The sequence below is a fragment of the Nocardia pseudovaccinii NBRC 100343 genome (assembly GCF_001613225.1).
Taxonomy (GTDB): Bacteria; Actinomycetota; Actinomycetes; order Mycobacteriales; family Mycobacteriaceae; genus Nocardia; species Nocardia pseudovaccinii.
Window position 1 is genome coordinate 1 of the sequence record NZ_BDBY01000051.1, and the last position, 15645, is coordinate 15645.

The 15645-nt window shown below is 66.7% G+C and carries 15 protein-coding genes; 7 read left to right on the forward strand and 8 right to left on the reverse strand.

Going from position 1 to position 15645, the window contains the following annotated elements:
- The 3 genes from NP3_RS06410 to NP3_RS06420 form a co-directional block, all read right to left on the reverse strand.
- Positions 1-1003: sensor histidine kinase (locus NP3_RS06410; protein WP_063038766.1), on the reverse strand; the 1003-nt coding region annotated here is incomplete at its 3' end.
- An 18-nt stretch (positions 1004-1021) separates the two neighbouring features.
- On the reverse strand, positions 1022-1699 hold the full coding sequence (locus NP3_RS06415) for a response regulator transcription factor (RefSeq protein ID WP_040686995.1): 678 nt from the start codon (positions 1697-1699) through the stop codon (positions 1022-1024).
- Positions 1696-2208 carry a PH domain-containing protein gene (locus NP3_RS06420; RefSeq protein WP_063038743.1) on the reverse strand — a complete coding sequence of 171 codons (513 nt, stop codon included), beginning with the start codon at positions 2206-2208 and terminating at the stop codon, positions 1696-1698. Before NP3_RS06420 ends, NP3_RS06415 begins: the two co-directional genes overlap by 4 nt.
- Before the next feature lie 270 nt (positions 2209-2478).
- Here NP3_RS06420 and NP3_RS06425 point away from each other — a divergent pair, with 270 nt between their 5' ends.
- Positions 2479-3432, forward strand: coding sequence for an acyl-ACP desaturase (locus NP3_RS06425; RefSeq protein ID WP_063038745.1), 954 nt, complete (start codon positions 2479-2481; stop codon positions 3430-3432).
- Between the two features lie 49 nt (positions 3433-3481).
- Here NP3_RS06425 and NP3_RS06430 read toward each other — a convergent pair whose 3' ends face one another.
- Both NP3_RS06430 and NP3_RS47675 read right to left on the reverse strand, forming a co-directional pair.
- On the reverse strand, positions 3482-4282 hold the full coding sequence (locus NP3_RS06430; protein ID WP_063038748.1) for a biotin--[acetyl-CoA-carboxylase] ligase: 801 nt from the start codon (positions 4280-4282) through the stop codon (positions 3482-3484).
- Between the two features lie 9 nt (positions 4283-4291).
- Positions 4292-4471, reverse strand: coding sequence for a hypothetical protein (locus tag NP3_RS47675; protein WP_157124156.1), 180 nt, complete (start codon positions 4469-4471; stop codon positions 4292-4294).
- Between the two features lie 267 nt (positions 4472-4738).
- Between NP3_RS47675 and NP3_RS06435 the strand changes: the two genes are divergently transcribed.
- From NP3_RS06435 to NP3_RS06445, 3 genes are all read left to right on the forward strand, one after another.
- Positions 4739-6379: an acyl-CoA carboxylase subunit beta gene (locus NP3_RS06435; RefSeq protein WP_040686987.1), complete on the forward strand. Its 1641-nt coding sequence runs from the start codon at positions 4739-4741 to the stop codon at positions 6377-6379.
- A 145-nt stretch (positions 6380-6524) separates the two neighbouring features.
- Positions 6525-6845, forward strand: a complete 321-nt coding sequence (locus NP3_RS06440) for an acyl-CoA carboxylase subunit epsilon (RefSeq protein WP_373864732.1) — start codon at positions 6525-6527, stop codon at positions 6843-6845.
- Positions 6846-6849: 4 nt separating this feature from the next.
- Complete coding sequence (locus tag NP3_RS06445) at positions 6850-7485, forward strand: Maf family protein (protein WP_063038752.1); 636 nt, start codon at positions 6850-6852, stop codon at positions 7483-7485.
- On the opposite strand, the gene NP3_RS06450 is transcribed toward NP3_RS06445, so the two are convergent.
- Positions 7411-8196 carry a helix-turn-helix transcriptional regulator gene (locus NP3_RS06450; protein WP_063038754.1) on the reverse strand — a complete coding sequence of 262 codons (786 nt, stop codon included), beginning with the start codon at positions 8194-8196 and terminating at the stop codon, positions 7411-7413. The two genes, NP3_RS06445 and NP3_RS06450, sit on opposite strands and share 75 nt — an antisense overlap.
- A gap of 168 nt (positions 8197-8364) precedes the next feature.
- On the opposite strand from NP3_RS06450, the gene NP3_RS06455 reads away from it, so the two are divergent.
- From NP3_RS06455 to NP3_RS06465, 3 genes are all read left to right on the forward strand, one after another.
- Positions 8365-9279, forward strand: a complete 915-nt coding sequence (locus NP3_RS06455; RefSeq protein ID WP_063038756.1) for a sulfurtransferase — start codon at positions 8365-8367, stop codon at positions 9277-9279.
- A 163-nt stretch (positions 9280-9442) separates the two neighbouring features.
- Entirely contained in the window at positions 9443-11248 is a 1806-nt protein-coding gene (locus NP3_RS06460) for an acetyl/propionyl/methylcrotonyl-CoA carboxylase subunit alpha (protein WP_063038758.1), read from the forward strand.
- Between the two features lie 74 nt (positions 11249-11322).
- On the forward strand, positions 11323-12291 hold the full coding sequence (locus NP3_RS06465; protein WP_084508271.1) for a patatin-like phospholipase family protein: 969 nt from the start codon (positions 11323-11325) through the stop codon (positions 12289-12291).
- On the opposite strand, the gene NP3_RS06470 is transcribed toward NP3_RS06465, so the two are convergent.
- Positions 12244-14280 carry a serine/threonine-protein kinase gene (locus tag NP3_RS06470; RefSeq protein WP_063038763.1) on the reverse strand — a complete coding sequence of 679 codons (2037 nt, stop codon included), beginning with the start codon at positions 14278-14280 and terminating at the stop codon, positions 12244-12246. The genes NP3_RS06465 and NP3_RS06470 overlap by 48 nt on opposite strands.
- Before the next feature lie 226 nt (positions 14281-14506).
- Positions 14507-14821: a hypothetical protein gene (locus NP3_RS06475; protein WP_063038764.1), complete on the reverse strand. Its 315-nt coding sequence runs from the start codon at positions 14819-14821 to the stop codon at positions 14507-14509.
- Between the last annotated feature and the right edge of the window lie 824 nt (positions 14822-15645).

Genomic DNA, 15645 nt, shown 5'->3' on the forward strand with positions numbered 1-15645 from the left:
GCATCAGCGCATTGTCGACCAGCACGGCCAGTGCTTCGCGCAGCCGGGAACCGGTGATCGGGGCGCGCAGCGATTCGTCGCCGATCAGCCGCAGGATCCGGCCCGCCTCGGTGAACGGATGCGACCATTCCTCGACAACACCGCGCAGTTCGTCCATTACCGGCACCGGATCGCGATCGGCGGCATCCTCGTCGCGCGAGGCCCGTACCAGATCGTCGATCGCATCGGTCAGCCGGTCGACCTGCGCCATCGCTTCCTCGGCCTCGTGCACCACGGCCGGATCGGAATGCGCGGACAACTCGTCCAGCCGCAATCGCACCGCGGTCAGGCGACTGCGCAGCTGATGCGAAACATCCGCGACCAGGGCGTGCTCACGCTGCAGTCGCCCGGCGATCTCGACGGTCGCCGAATCGAGCACATCGGAAACCCGGTCCAGTTCGGAAATCCCGTGCCGCCGCGGATCCGGCCGGAAGTCCCCCATCGCCAGCCGCGCGGCGCGGGCCGCCACGTCGCGTAGCGGATCGGCGACCCGGCGCGCGGTGATCATCGCCACCGACACCGCCGCGCCCAGTGAGGCGAGCACCGCGAAGGCGACCACCGCGACGGCCTGGATCTGCCGCGTATGCATCGGCCCCGACGGCACCTCCAGGCGCAACGAACCCTTGGTGCCCATCGCCAGCGATTCCACCACCGGATCGTGGACCTGCTCCGCGCCGATATCGAGCCGGGACGCATTGTCCTGCGGCGCCGGATAGATGATGGTCAGCTTGCCGTCCATGGGGATCAGCGGCCGCACCAGCCGGGTGTCGAGTTCGCCGAGCACCGCGCCGTCGCCGTGTTCCTGGGCGATGATCTCGGAGGCGATCCGCTCGAGCCGGTTCTCCAGATCGTTGCGGGTGATGTCCTCGACCCAGAGCCACGCGGTGTAGATCAGCGGGACGCCGAGCACCACCGTGGTGATGGTCAGCACGGTGAGTATCGATCGCAGAATTCTGCGTCTCATATCAGTTGCGCCGCACCATCAATCGGTGTTCAACCGGAAGCCGACACCGCGCACGGTGACGATGCGTCGCTCGGCCATCGGACCCTCGTCACCGATCTTGCGACGCAGCCAGGACATGTGCATATCCAAGGTTTTCGAACCACGCAGCTCGGCGTCGCCCCACACCTCGCGCAGGATCGTCTCGCGCGGCACCACCTGGCCCGCGCGATCGATCAATACCTTGAGCAGCTCGTATTCCTTGTTGGCCAAACCGACTTCGACGCCGTTCACCAGCACCCGGCGCGCCGCGGGCTCCAGCCGGATACCGCCGACCTCGACCGCCTCGTCACCGATTCCGCTGCGCCGCAACAAAGCTCGCACCCGGGCGAGCAATTCGGCCAGCCGGAACGGTTTGCCGACGTAGTCGTCCGCACCCGCGTCCAGCCCGACGACGAAGTCCACCTCATCGGTGCGCGCGGTGAGCATCAGGACAGCCAGATCGGCACCGCGGGCGCGCACCTGCCTGCACACCTCGAGCCCGTCCATACCGGGTAGGCCGAGATCGAGGATGAGCAGATCATGATCGCCCTCCAATGCGCGTTCGAGCACCGCGGGCCCGAAGCGTTCCACGGTGACCGAATAGCCCTCGCGTCCGAGCGCACGCGACAGCGGTGCGGCGATGGCCTCATCGTCTTCGGCCAGCAGTACGGCGGTCATTGCCCCAGATTATCCCGGGATTCCTCGAACACCTGCCGGTACAGCAGTGCGTGCACCTTCTGCACCTGCGGGATGTCGTCGTATTCGAGCGGTTCCTCCGAGGACGATCCGATGATCAGGGTGCCGGTGCCGAGCATCCGGTCGAACAGACCGTGCCGGAACTGCACACTCGAAATCCGGCTCATCGGAATATCGATGCCGGTGTGGGTGATCACGCCCTGCCGGATGAGCACCCGGCGGTCGGTCACGATGAAGTGTGTCGACTGCCAGCTGATAATCCTTGCGACACAACGCCATACGATGATGCCGAGCCAGACGACCAGCACCACGATCAGCAATATCGAGCGGGTCGTGCCCTCGGTCCTGCGCCAGATCAGTCCCCCAGCGAATCCGGCCAGCGCGGTCGCGATGATGAGCGTCACGATCGGCCAGAACAGCATTTTCCAATGCGGATGACGATGGAGTATCAACTGCTCGTCCGGGGCGAGCACCTCCTCCGGATAACCCATGCCGGAACCCTACCGCGAGAACACGCCGGAAAGCGTGGACAGCGACGCGCGCCGTGCTGCACAATCGGCACCTTGCGCCGTCGCCACCTCGAGAGGCTCTCGAGGAACCTCGAGATTCCGCACAGGATCGCTCCATAGCCTCGATCCGACGGCAGCCGCTCGACCCGGCTCCGCCGCTCGACTAGCTCTCGTTTTGTTCTGCTCAACGCTCTGCCTGTGAAAAGACAAGTCCGGCTTGACAAGACGTCGAAAACGATCGTGGAGGCGTGTGTGACCAAGGATCTGACCCAGCTGGAAATCCTGACCGAACTCGAGCCGGTGGCCGAAGAGAATCTGAACCGCCACCTGTCGATGGCCAAGGACTGGCACCCGCACGACTACGTCCCGTGGGACGAAGGTCGCAACTTCGCCGCGATGGGCGGCCAGGACTGGGAGCCGGAACAGTCCAAGCTGAACGAGGTCGCCAAGGCCGCGATGATCACCAACCTGCTCACCGAGGACAACCTGCCCTCCTACCACCGCGAGATCTCGGAGAACTTCTCCTCGCACGGCGCGTGGGGCTCCTGGGTCGGGCGCTGGACCGCCGAGGAGAACCGGCACGGCATCGTCATGCGCGACTATCTGGTCGTCACTCGCGGGGTCGACCCGGTCGCGCTCGAGCAGGCCCGCATGATCCATATGACCCGCGGCGTGCATTCACCCGACGCCTGGAGCGGATTCCTGGTGAATGTCGCATATGTGACCTTCCAGGAACTGGCCACCCGGGTCAGCCACCGCAATACCGGCCGGGTCTGCGACGACCCCATCGCCGATCGCATGCTGCAGCGCATCGCCGCCGACGAGAACCTGCACATGATCTTCTACCGCAATCTCTGCGCCGCGGGCCTGGATCTGGTGCCCGACCAGGCGATGGCGGCGATCACCAAGATCCTCACCAACTTCGTCATGCCCGGCTACGGCATGCCCGACTTCCGCCGCAACGGCGCGCTGATGGCCAAGCACGGCATCTACGATCTGCGCCAGCACCTCGAAGAGGTGGTGCAGCCGGTGCTGAAGAAGTGGAATGTCTTCGACCGCAACGACTTCGGACCGCGCGGCGAACGGGCGCGCCAGGAACTCGGCGAATTCCTGGAGAAGCTGGAGAAGGACGTATTGAAGTTCGAGGAACAGCGCGACCGCCTGCTCGCCCGCGAGGCGGCGCGCGGCATCATGCAAACGGTCTGATCCCCTGACGCCGGAATCCCTTGTCGGCTGCCCCGCAAGGGATTCCAGTTCAGTAGTCGGCGCGCAGGTGGGTTACATCGGCGGCGGAAACGACGTGCTCGCCGATGCGCAGGCGGCCCGCGCTGTCGACGTCGGTGGCAATGCCCTCGAGGGTCTGGCCGCCGGGCAGTTCGGCGCGCACGGGTGCGCCGAGGGTGGCGCAGCGGTCGCGGTAGACGCCGATCAGGTCGGTGCTGGCCCAACCGGCGTCCCGCCACGCGGTGAAGCGGCGGGCGAATTCGGTCAGCAGTGACCGCACGAGCTCGGTGCGGTCGGTGACCTTCGCCCCCGCCAGCGTGAGCGAAGTGGCATGCGGCACCGGCAGTTCCGCCTCGGTGAGACCGACGTTCAGGCCGATCCCGACGACAACGGCGGGCGCCCCACCACCGGAGGCGACTTCGGCCAGGATGCCCGCGACTTTGCGGCCATCGATCAGCACATCGTTGGGCCACTTCAGATTCGCGTCCACACCGGCGGTCGCGCGCAGTGCGTCCACCACGGCGACACCGGTGAGCAGCGGCAGCCAGCCGAGCGCGGCCGGCTCGATGCCCGGCAGCCGCACCAACACCGACATCGCTATCTGTGCGCGCGGCGGGCTGACCCAGCTCCGAGCGTGCCGACCCCGGCCCTGCTCTTGGGTTTCGGCGAGCAGTACCGCGCGATCGGCGTCGAGCTCTCCGGCCCGAGCGATCAGGTCCGCATTGGTGGACCCGGTCGACTCCACCACAGCGATGTGGGAGAAGAACGACAGCTCGGGCGACTCGGTGAGACTGCGCCGCAACTGCTCTGCATCCAACGGTGGCCTGTGCACACCGGCAGGCTATCCGACGAGGTCGTACTCGCGAATCGGTACCGCGACGGACATGCCGTCATCGGATTCCGCTTCGACCTCGGCCCACTCCTGCGGATCCAGCACGGTCGGCTCGGTTTCCACGGTCTGCCAGCTGGTCCACGAGGTCGCCACGGCGTGCTCGGCGACCCTGCTGCTCCATCCCCACATGATCTGCTCCTCAGCTAGGTGTACGTCCTCCCATGCACCGCACTGCCCCCTTATCTCGAGCTGAAATGCGAACGTCCTCAGGGTATCCGGGCACCGCCGCACAGCTCCACTGATTTTCCCGCCTCTAGCACCGCGTTCGGGTCGGCATTCGACCAGGAAGTTTGCCGCGATTCACATGTTGGAACATGATCTAGCTGCGGTTTTCTACTGACCGGTAAGCGACACTCGGTTACCGAGAGGCACTGGCACTGGTTACACTCCGGAGCCATGACGAGTGTCCAGCACCAGCCCGCATCGGAATCGGCGGGCGCCCCCGATATCCACACCACCGCTGGGAAGCTGGCTGATCTGCGGAATCGGCTGGAAGAGGCCAAGCACCCCATGGGTGAAGCCGCGGTCGACAAGGTGCACGCCAAGGGCAAGATGACCGCCCGCGAGCGCATCCTCGCACTGCTGGACGAGGGCTCCTTCGTAGAACTGGACGCGCTGGCCCGCCACCGCAGCGTGAACTTCGGCCTGGAGAACAACCGGCCACTCGGCGACGGCGTGGTGACCGGCTACGGCACCATCGACGGCCGCGACGTCTGCATCTTCAGCCAGGACGTCACCGTCTTCGGTGGCAGCCTCGGCGAGGTCTACGGCGAGAAGATCGTCAAGGTGATGGATCTGGCGCTCAAGACCGGCCGCCCGCTGATCGGCATCAACGAGGGCGCGGGCGCGCGCATCCAGGAGGGCGTCGTCTCGCTCGGCCTCTACGGCGAGATCTTCCACCGCAATATCCAGGCCTCGGGCGTGATCCCGCAGATCTCGCTGATCATGGGTCCGGCCGCCGGTGGGCACGTCTATTCGCCTGCGCTGACCGACTTCGTCGTCATGGTCGACGGCACCAGCCAGATGTTCGTCACCGGACCGGATGTCATCAAGACGGTCACCGGTGAGGACGTCACCATGGAGGACCTCGGCGGTGCGCATACCCACATGACGAAATCCGGTGTCGCGCACTATGTCGCCTCCGGCGAGCAGGACGCGCTGGACTACGTCAAGGATCTGCTGAGCTACCTGCCGAGCAACAACCGCGCCGAGGCCCCGCGCTTCCCGGCCACCGACCCGATCACCGGCGCCATCGAGGATTCGCTCACCGACGAGGACCTCGAGCTGGACACGATCATCCCGGATTCGCCGAACCAGCCCTATGACATGCACGAGGTCATCCGCCGCCTGCTCGACGACGACGAATTCCTCGAGGTGCAGGCCGAGCGCGCGATGAACATCATCGTCGGCTTCGGCCGGATCGACGGCCGCAGCGTCGGCATCGTCGCCAACCAGCCGACCCAGTTCGCGGGCTGCCTCGATATCGACGCCTCGGAGAAGGCCGCGCGCTTCGTGCGAACCTGCGACGCGTTCAATATCCCGATCATCACCCTGGTCGATGTTCCCGGCTTCCTGCCCGGCACCGGCCAGGAATACAACGGCATCATCCGGCGCGGCGCGAAGCTCCTCTACGCCTACGGTGAGGCGACTGTGGGCAAAATCACGATCATCACCCGCAAGGCTTACGGTGGCGCCTACGACGTGATGGGTTCCAAGCACATGGGCGCCGATGTGAACCTCGCGTGGCCGAGTGCTCAGATCGCCGTGATGGGCGCCTCGGGCGCCGTCGGCTTCGTCTACCGCAAGCAGCTGCAAGAGGCCGCGAAGAGCGGAAACGATGTCGATGCGCTGCGCCTGGAGCTGCAGAACGAGTACGAGGACACCCTCGTGAACCCGTACGTGGCCGCCGAGCGCGGGTACGTCGACGCGGTCATCCCGCCCTCGCACACCCGCGGCCAGATCGTCTCGGCGCTGCGTTTGCTCGAGCGCAAAATGGTCACCCTGCCGCCGAAGAAGCACGGCAACATTCCGCTGTGATCAAGCGATAACCTCGATGGGCCGCGCACACTGGTTGCAGAGACGCAATGAGTCGATTCGAGGATGATGATCGCTTGATCCATATGTCTTCGAGTTGGGCATGGGCTCGATCGAAATAGAGAGAGGATCTGGCACTGTGACGACCGTGGCAGATGAAGATGTGTTGACCGCCGTCGAACTGGATCTCACAGTCGACCCGATCGCGGATGCGGTCGAGGCGGCCGCACCAGCGGCAGCACCGGCCCCAGTGGTGGCCGAGCAGCCGTTCATCCGAGTCATCAAGGGTGCGCCGTCCGACGAGGAAGTCGCGGCGCTGGTATGTGTGCTGTCGGCGGCCGCGAACGGCTCCGCGAGTAGCGGACCGGTCGGTCCGTCCGACTCCTGGGGTCGCCCGACCCTGATGCACCGCGGCACCTCACCGTTCTCTCCGTACTCTTTCCCGCAACTGTCACACCTGCGCGACTGATCGGATGACGAGACTCGTTCTCGCCTCCGCCTCGCCCGCCCGCCGCGCGGTATTGCGCTCGGCGGGCATCGAACCCGTCGTCCGGATCTCCGATGTCGACGAGGACGCCGTTGCCGCGGCGCTGCCGCCCGGCACGGCGCCCGAAGTCGTCGTGGTAGAGCTCGCACGGGCCAAGGCACGGTCGGTGGCCGCCACGATTCCGGATTTCGCCGCGGATTGCGTTGTGGTCGGCTGTGATTCGATGCTGCTCGTGGACGGCGAACTCCTGGGCAAGCCGCATACGCCCGAGGTCGCGCGGGCCCGCTGGTCCGAAATGGCCGGGCGCAGTGCGGATCTCATTACCGGCCACTGCGTCTTGCGCATGCGCGACGGCGAAATCGTCGCTGAATCCGTCGACTGCAGTTCCACCACAGTGCATTTCGCCAAGCCCGAACCCGAGGAGCTGGACGCCTACATAGCGACCGGCGAGCCGTTGCAGGTGGCCGGTGCTTTCACTCTCGATGGCATGGGCGGTTGGTTCGTCGATCGCATCGACGGCGATCCATCGAGCGTTATCGGGATCGGACTACCACTGCTGCGCCGACTGCTTGGCGACATTGGGGTCGGCATTGCGCAGTTGTGGCGCCATTCGCCCAGCTGACGGCGGTGCGATCCGTGCCTCCGCCCCGGCTTCCGCGCCGATCGGCACCGGTGTCGCGTCGCGCTCCGGCTCCCGCCGTGCCATGAGTTCCAATCGAACCACGCAGAGTTCCGGCTCGACGAACGGTTGCAGCCGGACATTCACTTCACCGCGCACGCCGTTCCGGTCGAGCACCTCTTTGATCAAGCCCAGGTGCACGCCGCACACCACCTCGGAATGGGTGCGCGCGAGTTCGCGCAGCGGGCAGGCGGTGAGCCGGATCAGGACCTGCTGATCGGTTTCGGCGGCCGCGTCACGCTCCGGCGCGAAACCCAGTTCGGACATCAGCGTCATGGTGACGTCCTTGGCGTCCTCCAGCGTTTCGACCGCGTGGTCGCCCGCGTCGAGTTTGGCGCCCCAGGCACGTCCGGCGGCAATGGCCGCCTCGGAGCGACGCCGTGGATCGGGACCGAGCTGATCGGCCAGGACCTGGGCCAGTTCCTGATAACCAACCGATCGCTGCACCGCGCTGTAGCCGATGCGCGGGCGCCCACGGCCGCGCGGTGGTTGTTGGAACTGCCGCACCAGCGATTCCCTGGTAAGCACATCCAGATGGAACCGAACAGTGGTGACGTGCTGTCCGGTGATTCTGGCCAGTTCTTGGGCGTCGAGAGGTTCGCTGGCGCCACGTAGGATCGCGAGCAGTCGACGCCTCGGCCAAGAATCGGACATAGCTCACCCCTCCTCCCGGGAGACTTTATCGGATGAGGGTGCGATTTATTCGCCCATTCAGCCGATTTGTGATCTGAAACGAGTTTCACTAAACGCCTCACACCTAACATCGGCGTGAGACCCGAACCGCTGTAACCACCCGTCTACCTCGTGTGAAGGACCCATATCGTGCCCGTTGCCCCGGACTCTCATCCAGCCTTCGGTTCGTACGCACATCCTCACCGACTAGTAACCACAGAGTGGCTGTCGGCAAACATCGGCACGTCGGGGCTGAAGATCATCGAGTCCAATGAGGACATCCTGCTCTATGACATCGGTCACGTTCCAGGCGCCACCAAGGTCGATTGGCGAGGCGACCTCAACGATCCGGTTACGCGTGACTATATCGACGGTGTCCGGTTCACCGAATTGATGCGCGCCAAGGGAATCGAGCGCGACGATACCGTGGTGATCTACGGCGATCGCGGCAACGCGCAGGCCGCGCATACGTTCTGGGTCTTCACCCTGTTCGGGCATCCGGATGTGCGACTGCTCGACGGCGGACGGGACGCGTGGATCTCCGAGGTGCGCGACACCACCTTCGACCCGCCCTACCTGCCGCGCAGCGAATATCCGACGGTCCGGCGCGATGACAGTTCGGTGCGGGCGTTCCGCGAGGATGTGCTCGCCCACCTCGGCAAGCCGCTGATCGACGTGCGCTCCCCCGAGGAGTACTCCGGTGAGCTGATCCAGCCGCCCGCCAATCCCGAGGACGCGGCGCTGCGCGGCGGACATATTCCGACCGCGACCAACATTCCGTGGACCGAGGCCTTCCACAGCGACGGGCGCTTCCGTTCCCGCGCCGAATTGGACGATATCTATGGCGCGCTGGCGGTCGCGGATGATCTGGTCGTCTACAGCCGGGTCGGCGAGCGGTCCAGCCACACCTGGTTCGTGCTGACCTATCTGCTCGGGTTCGAAAACGTGCGCAATTACGACGGGTCCTGGACCGAATGGGGCAACTCGGTGCGCATGCCGATTGCCAAGGGGTATGAACCGGGTGGCGCACCGACGGTCGGTACCCGCAAGGCGCGCGCCCGGTAGCCGTGATCTGGGCGCATCACAACCGAAGGCGCATTGTGATGTGCGACCTACTGTTGAGTAGGGCTATCCGAGTGCGGCGGTTGTTGGCAGACTGCCTACACTCGCCCGAGACGGAAGTATGTCGACCACGGGGCGACCAAGAAGATTGCTAACAGGAGGCTCAGTGCCCAGCCATGCCAGCGCGCGGATATCGAAGGTACTCGTAGCTAACCGAGGCGAGATCGCCGTTCGCGTGATCCGGGCGGCCAAGGATGCCGGTATCGGCAGTGTCGCGGTGTACGCGGAGCCGGATGCCGATGCCCCCTTCGTGAAACTCGCCGACGAGGCGTTCGCCCTCGGCGGGCAGACCTCGGCCGAGTCGTACCTCGTCTTCGACAAGATCCTCGACGCCGCGGCCAAGTCCGGCGCCGACGCCATCCACCCCGGCTACGGATTCCTTTCCGAGAACGCCGACTTCGCCCAGGCCGTCATCGACGCCGGGCTGATCTGGATCGGACCCTCCCCGCAGTCCATCCGCGACCTCGGTGACAAGGTCACCGCGCGCCACATCGCCGAGCGTGCGAAGGCGCCGATGGCGGCGGGCACCAAGGATCCGGTCAAGAACGCGGCCGAGGTGGTGGAGTTCGCCAAGGAGTACGGCGTGCCCGTCGCGATCAAGGCCGCCTTCGGTGGTGGCGGTCGCGGTATGAAGGTCGCGCACACCATTGAGGAGATTCCGGAGCTGTTCGACTCCGCTGTCCGCGAGGCCACCGCGGCGTTCGGTCGCGGTGAATGCTTCGTCGAGCAGTACCTGGACAAGGCCCGCCACGTCGAGGCACAGGTCATCGCCGACAAGCACGGCAATGTCGTCGTTGCCGGTACCCGTGACTGCTCGCTGCAGCGCCGGTTCCAGAAGCTGGTCGAGGAGGCGCCCGCGCCGTTCCTGACCGATGATCAGCGCGCGCGTATCCACGCTTCGGCCAAGGCAATCTGCAAGGAAGCCGGTTACTACGGTGCGGGCACCGTGGAGTACCTGGTGCAGGGCGACACCGTGTCGTTCCTCGAGGTGAACACCCGCCTGCAGGTCGAGCACCCGGTCACCGAGGAGACCGCCGGAATCGACCTGGTGCGTCAGCAGTTCCGTATCGCCGAGGGCCACGAGCTGGCGATCAAAGAGGATCCGACGCCGCGCGGGCACGCCTTCGAATTCCGGATCAACGGTGAGGACGCCGGGCGCGGCTTCCTGCCCGCGCCCGGTCCGGTGTCGGTGTACGAGGAGCCGAGTGGCCCCGGCGTGCGCGTGGATTCCGGTGTGGTGCAGGGCAGCGTGATCGGCGGTCAGTTCGACTCGATGCTGGCCAAGCTGATCGTCACCGGCGAGAACCGGGAGCAGGCGCTGCAGCGGGCCCGGCGCGCGCTGGCCGAATTCCACGTCGAGGGGCTGGCGACGGTCATCCCGTTCCACCGCGCGATCGTCGAGGATCCGGCGTTCATCGGTGACGGCGAGAAGTTCGACGTCTACACCAAGTGGATCGAGACCGAGTGGGTCAACACCGTCGAGCCGTACACCCCGGCCGGTGCCGCCGCTGACGAGGACGAGGATCTGCCGCGACAGAAGGTCGTCGTCGAGGTCGGCGGTCGTCGGGTCGAGGTGTCGCTGCCGGGCAACTTCACCGCCGGCGCCGGCGCCGCGGGCGCGGGCAGCAATGGCGCCGGAGTGATCCGCAAGAAGCCCAAGCCGCGCAAGCGCGGCGGTGCGGGCGGCGGTGCGGCCTCCGGTGACGCGGTCACCGCGCCGATGCAGGGCACCGTGGTCAAGGTCGCGGTCGAAGAGGGCCAGTCGGTCGAGGCGGGCGATCTGATCGTGGTGCTCGAGGCCATGAAGATGGAGAACCCGGTCAACGCGCACAAGGCCGGTGTGGTCACCGGACTGTCCGTGGAGGCGGGCGCGGCCATCACTCAGGGCACCGTGCTGGCAGAGATCAAGTAAACAGCTGGCGAAGACCGTCTCGGAGCGGGCGCTGGACACCTACGTCCGCGCCCGCTCTGTCGTATCGTGGATCGGTGACCAGCTCTGCCGTCGTGCCCACCGTCGCGGAGGTCATCCGCGGCCGACGTGAATCAGCCAGCCGCGCCGACGGATACCGCCTCGCCTTGGTCGTCGAGGGTGGTGGCAGCCGCGGCGTCTACTCCAGTGGGATGGTGCAGGCGCTCGAGGAACTCGGGCTCGCCGCGGTTTTCGATGCCGTATACGGCACTTCGGCAGGCGCGATCAACGCCGCCTGGTTCTTGTGCGGGCGGGCACTGTCGGGCATGCGGGCCTGGACCGATCCGGTGATCATGCGGCGCGCGGTCGATCCGGCCCGGCTGCTGCGCGGGCGGCCCGCCTTCGATCTGGACTACCTGGTGAACGAGGTCTACGACGGCATCGAGCCGATGGATTTTCCGGCAATTCTGGCCAATAGCACCACCTTTCATCCGATCGGCACCGATATCCGCACCGGGCACGCGGTCGATCTGCGCCGTCACATTGTCGACAAACCCACGCTGATGACGGCACTGCGGGCCTCGGCGGGGCTGCCGATTCTCGCGGGTCCGCCGGTCCCGCTCGGGGGTGCCGAATACCTCGACGGCGGTCTGTCCGAAACGGTGCCGATCCGCACCGCGGTGCGCGACGGCGCGACGCACGCCTTGGTGCTGCGCACCCGGCGCACCGATGAAAAACGCCCACCCGCGCCTCGGCTGCACCAGGTCGTCGGGGGTAGCTATCTGCGCGTGAGGGCACCGGGGGCGTACCGCGCCTGGCTGCAGCGGCCGCATCAGCAGGCCGTCGAGGACAACTTCCTGGCGGGTCTCGGGGACGCGGCTCTGCAAATCCACCCGCCCATCGGCTCCCCGGATGTGGACAGCGCCGCGCGCGACACCGCGCTGCTCTACCAGGCATTGACGATCGGACGGCAAGCGGTGCATGCGTCCCTGGCCGCGCTAGTTCAGTTCGACGGTGGCGCCGTTGGAGAGCATGAAGTCGTGTAGTTCGAGCCGACTCGGGGTGGCATCCTGCGCGACGTCGAAGACCAGCTGGGTGGTGGCCGATTGGCCCGGCTGGAGTTCGAACGAGTAGCCGTAGCGGCGCTGGGTGGTCTGCCACATGGTCGCGATCGCGTTGTGGTCGACCTCGCGGCCCTGGGTGTCCACGAGACGTTGACCGACGGGCAGGAACCACTTCGGCTCATCGGAGATATTGCGGACCGCGACCGTGACCACGGAGTAGGAGCCGCTCGCATTCTGCAATCCGATCCGCGGAACACCGGAATCCACCGAGGTGACCACGAATTCGAACTTGCCGTCGCGCACCGGGCTGTGCAAACCCGCGGACACCGGCGCTGGCGGTTCGGCTGATTGCGCGGTATCGCCGTCGCGTACCGCAGCCGATGGATCGGCCGTGCGCGTACCGCCGCCACTGCCGGTATTGCCGAAGGCGATCAGCGCGGCACAGCCCGCGGCCAGCATGAACGGGGTCAGGAATAGGACGACGAGTGCGCCGACCAGCCTGGACAGGAAGGACTTACGGCGCCGACGCTGATACTTGCGTGGCGGTGACGCGATCCATGGGCGGCGCTGTGAGACCGACCAGCGGGGAGCAAGCGGAGCCCGCTTCGGTTGTGGTGCAGCGCGTTTCGCTGCGCGGAAGACCGGCGTCGGTTGGACCGCAGGACGATTCGGTGACCATGGAGAATGCTGCGGTGCGGCGGGTCTCACCGGTGACGGTGCCAAACGGGTTGCCACGAGTGTCGGCGTTGGGCCGGGCTCGGGCAGGATCTTGGTGGGATCGAGTGGCTTCGGCGACTTGACGGGTGACGCTGGTGATTCTGCCGACGGAGAAGGCGGGTGCGTCTCCACCCGCGTGGGTGTCGGCTGCGCATCTGCTGTCGGCCGTCGGGTCTGCGGTAACGGCACGTGCGGCTGTGGTGCGTCTGAGAGCGGAGGCCGGGGTGCCGACCGCGGCGTATGCGACTGCGGCGCATCCGGGTGCGCAGGCTGCGCTGAAGCCGATTGCGACGCACGTGGCCGCAGCGCATCTGGGAGTGGAGGCTGCGCGGAGAGCACAGCTGGTGGCCGAGCGGATGCAGTCGGCGCATTGGGTGTCGAGTGCTGGGCCGAGGGGCTGGCCACGTCGGGTGTCGATCGATGCGGTGCGGGGTGTGGGAGGCGCGCGAAGGCGGTGGCTGTGTAGGCGGCGGCGGCGAATTCGCGGGCGGTGGGATAGCGGTGGGTCTGGTCCTTGGCCATGCCGCGGGCGATTACCGCGTCCAATTCCGATGGGACAGCGGGGTTCACGGTTGACACGCGGGGCGGGTCGGTCATCAGGTGGCCGTGCATCTGACGGGCCGGGTCGGTGTCGCCGTAGGGGCGGCGGCCGGTCAGGCATTCGTAGAGGACGCAGGCCAGGGAGTAGACGTCGGAGCGGGCGTCGACGGTGCCGTTGAAACGTTCCGGCGCCATATAGGCCCAGCTGCCGATGGCCATGCCGGTGGCGGTGACGGCCGTCTGGCCCAGGCTCTGCGCGATGCCGAAGTCGATCAGATATGCGTGCCCACCGGTGCCGACCAGGATGTTCGACGGTTTGACGTCACGGTGGATCAGCCCGGCTCGATGCGCCGCGTCCAGACCCGAGGCCGCCTGCGTCACGAAGTCGACGGCCGCGGTGGGTGTCAAAGTGCCCACCCTGGTCAGCATTTCGGCCAGGTCGATGCCATCGATGTACTCCATATCGATGTACAACCGGCCGTCGAGTTCCCCGAAACCGTGGATCGGCACGATATGCGGATGTCGCAGACTCGATCCGAGCCGCGCCTCCCGCTGGAACCGCTTTCGATAGTCCGCATCGGCGGCCACCTGCTCCGCCAGCACCTTCAGCGCGACCGTGCGCCCGGTTTCGCTGTCATGCGCCAGCCATACCGCCCCCATACCGCCCCGCCCGAGCAAACGGTCGAGCCGGTACTTCCCGAACTGTTCCCCCATCACTGACCTCCATCACTGGGACCAGGCAGGTGGCCGCGCCATTGCGGAGTGGGGCGGCAACCCGATCGAAACCGCATCGCCCGAACCTATCCCCGACCCTAGCCCCGCCACCCATCCTCGAACAGTGTGAGCTCCCCTACGTATTCCTACTTACCGAGCGGCGCGACTGCCGCAGCTGCCGAGGTGCGCACTCGCCACTGCTCTACTTACCTGGCTCGCCACTGCCTTACTTTCCCGGCTTGGCGCGACCGCCATGGCCGGGCTTGCCCTTGTTCGGCTTGTCGTTGCCCGAGTCGCCATTGGCCGAGTTGTCCACATGCGGATTTCCATTGCCGACGATCGTGGGTTCCGACTGCTGTTCGGGTATCTCCCCGAAGGGCTGCGCGGGAACCCAATTCGCGCTGCCACCACCCACAGTTCGACATGCGAGCAGTGTTCCGTCGGCAGCGGTACTAACGCCGTCGATATCCGGATTGCACAGTTGCCCCACACCCGGAATCACCACATTCGGCGTCGCCGCCTGCGCCGACTGGGGCGGCACCAACGATGCGGGAACAGCAGGGGTAGTCCTGCCAGACGACGGTGCCGCGGAACTTGTTTCGCCCCCTGGCCGCCCCAACCACAGCCCCAACCCGATCACGGCAACCAACGCAGCAATGGCAACAGCCGCATGCCCCGGCCCGACTCCCCACGCCAACTCAACATCTCGCCCCGACTCCGCGACACCCTCGCCAACCCACGTCGACTCAGTCGAGGTCCGAACATCCCGCGTCCGCTCGACCGCGGCCGCATCGCCCCGCCCCGGCTGTCCCCCAGACCAGCCGCCCCACATCGAATCACGCATACCACCGACATCACGCATTCCATGCCCCGCGGCCTCACCGACCCGCATCGGCCCGCCCACAGCCCCGGCGACCGTCGTCGGCTCAGGGACACCCCCGGCATCGCCCATACCGGCAGCTTCGACCCCACCGGCCCACATCGGCTCCGCCCCAGATCGAGCCTGCCGCACCCTCGCGCCTCCAGACCGGCCGCCCCACATCGGCCCGCCCACAGCCCCGCTCACCCGCGCCGATTCAGGAACACACCCGTCGCCTCGCATCCCCGCACCCAAGGCCCCACCGCCCCACACCGACTCCCGCGCAGACCCAGCCGCCACCCCGGCGCCTCCGACCCCACCGGCCCACATCGGCTCCGCCCCAGGCCGGGCCTCCCACATCCGCACGCCCTCAGACGGTCCGCCCCGCACCGATTCGCGCGCATGCCCGGCATCCTCGATCCCCGCTCCTTCGCGCTCTCTGGCCCGCATCGGCTCTGGCGCAGGTCGAGCCTCCGGCGTTTCCGTGCCCGGGTACGGGCCGCCTT

Coding starts and splice junctions, on each gene's coding strand:
- NP3_RS06420 (WP_063038743.1), bottom strand. CDS start 2,208: ATGGGTTATCCGGAGGAGGTGCTCGCCCCGGACGAGCAGTTGATACTC.
- NP3_RS47675 (WP_157124156.1), bottom strand. CDS start 4,471: ATGTGGGGATGGAGCAGCAGGGTCGCCGAGCACGCCGTGGCGACCTCG.
- NP3_RS06435 (WP_040686987.1), top strand. CDS start 4,739: ATGACGAGTGTCCAGCACCAGCCCGCATCGGAATCGGCGGGCGCCCCC.
- NP3_RS06445 (WP_063038752.1), top strand. CDS start 6,850: ATGACGAGACTCGTTCTCGCCTCCGCCTCGCCCGCCCGCCGCGCGGTA.
- NP3_RS06450 (WP_063038754.1), bottom strand. CDS start 8,196: ATGTCCGATTCTTGGCCGAGGCGTCGACTGCTCGCGATCCTACGTGGC.
- NP3_RS06470 (WP_063038763.1), bottom strand. CDS start 14,280: ATGGGGGAACAGTTCGGGAAGTACCGGCTCGACCGTTTGCTCGGGCGG.
- NP3_RS06415 (WP_040686995.1), bottom strand. CDS start 1,699: ATGACCGCCGTACTGCTGGCCGAAGACGATGAGGCCATCGCCGCACCG.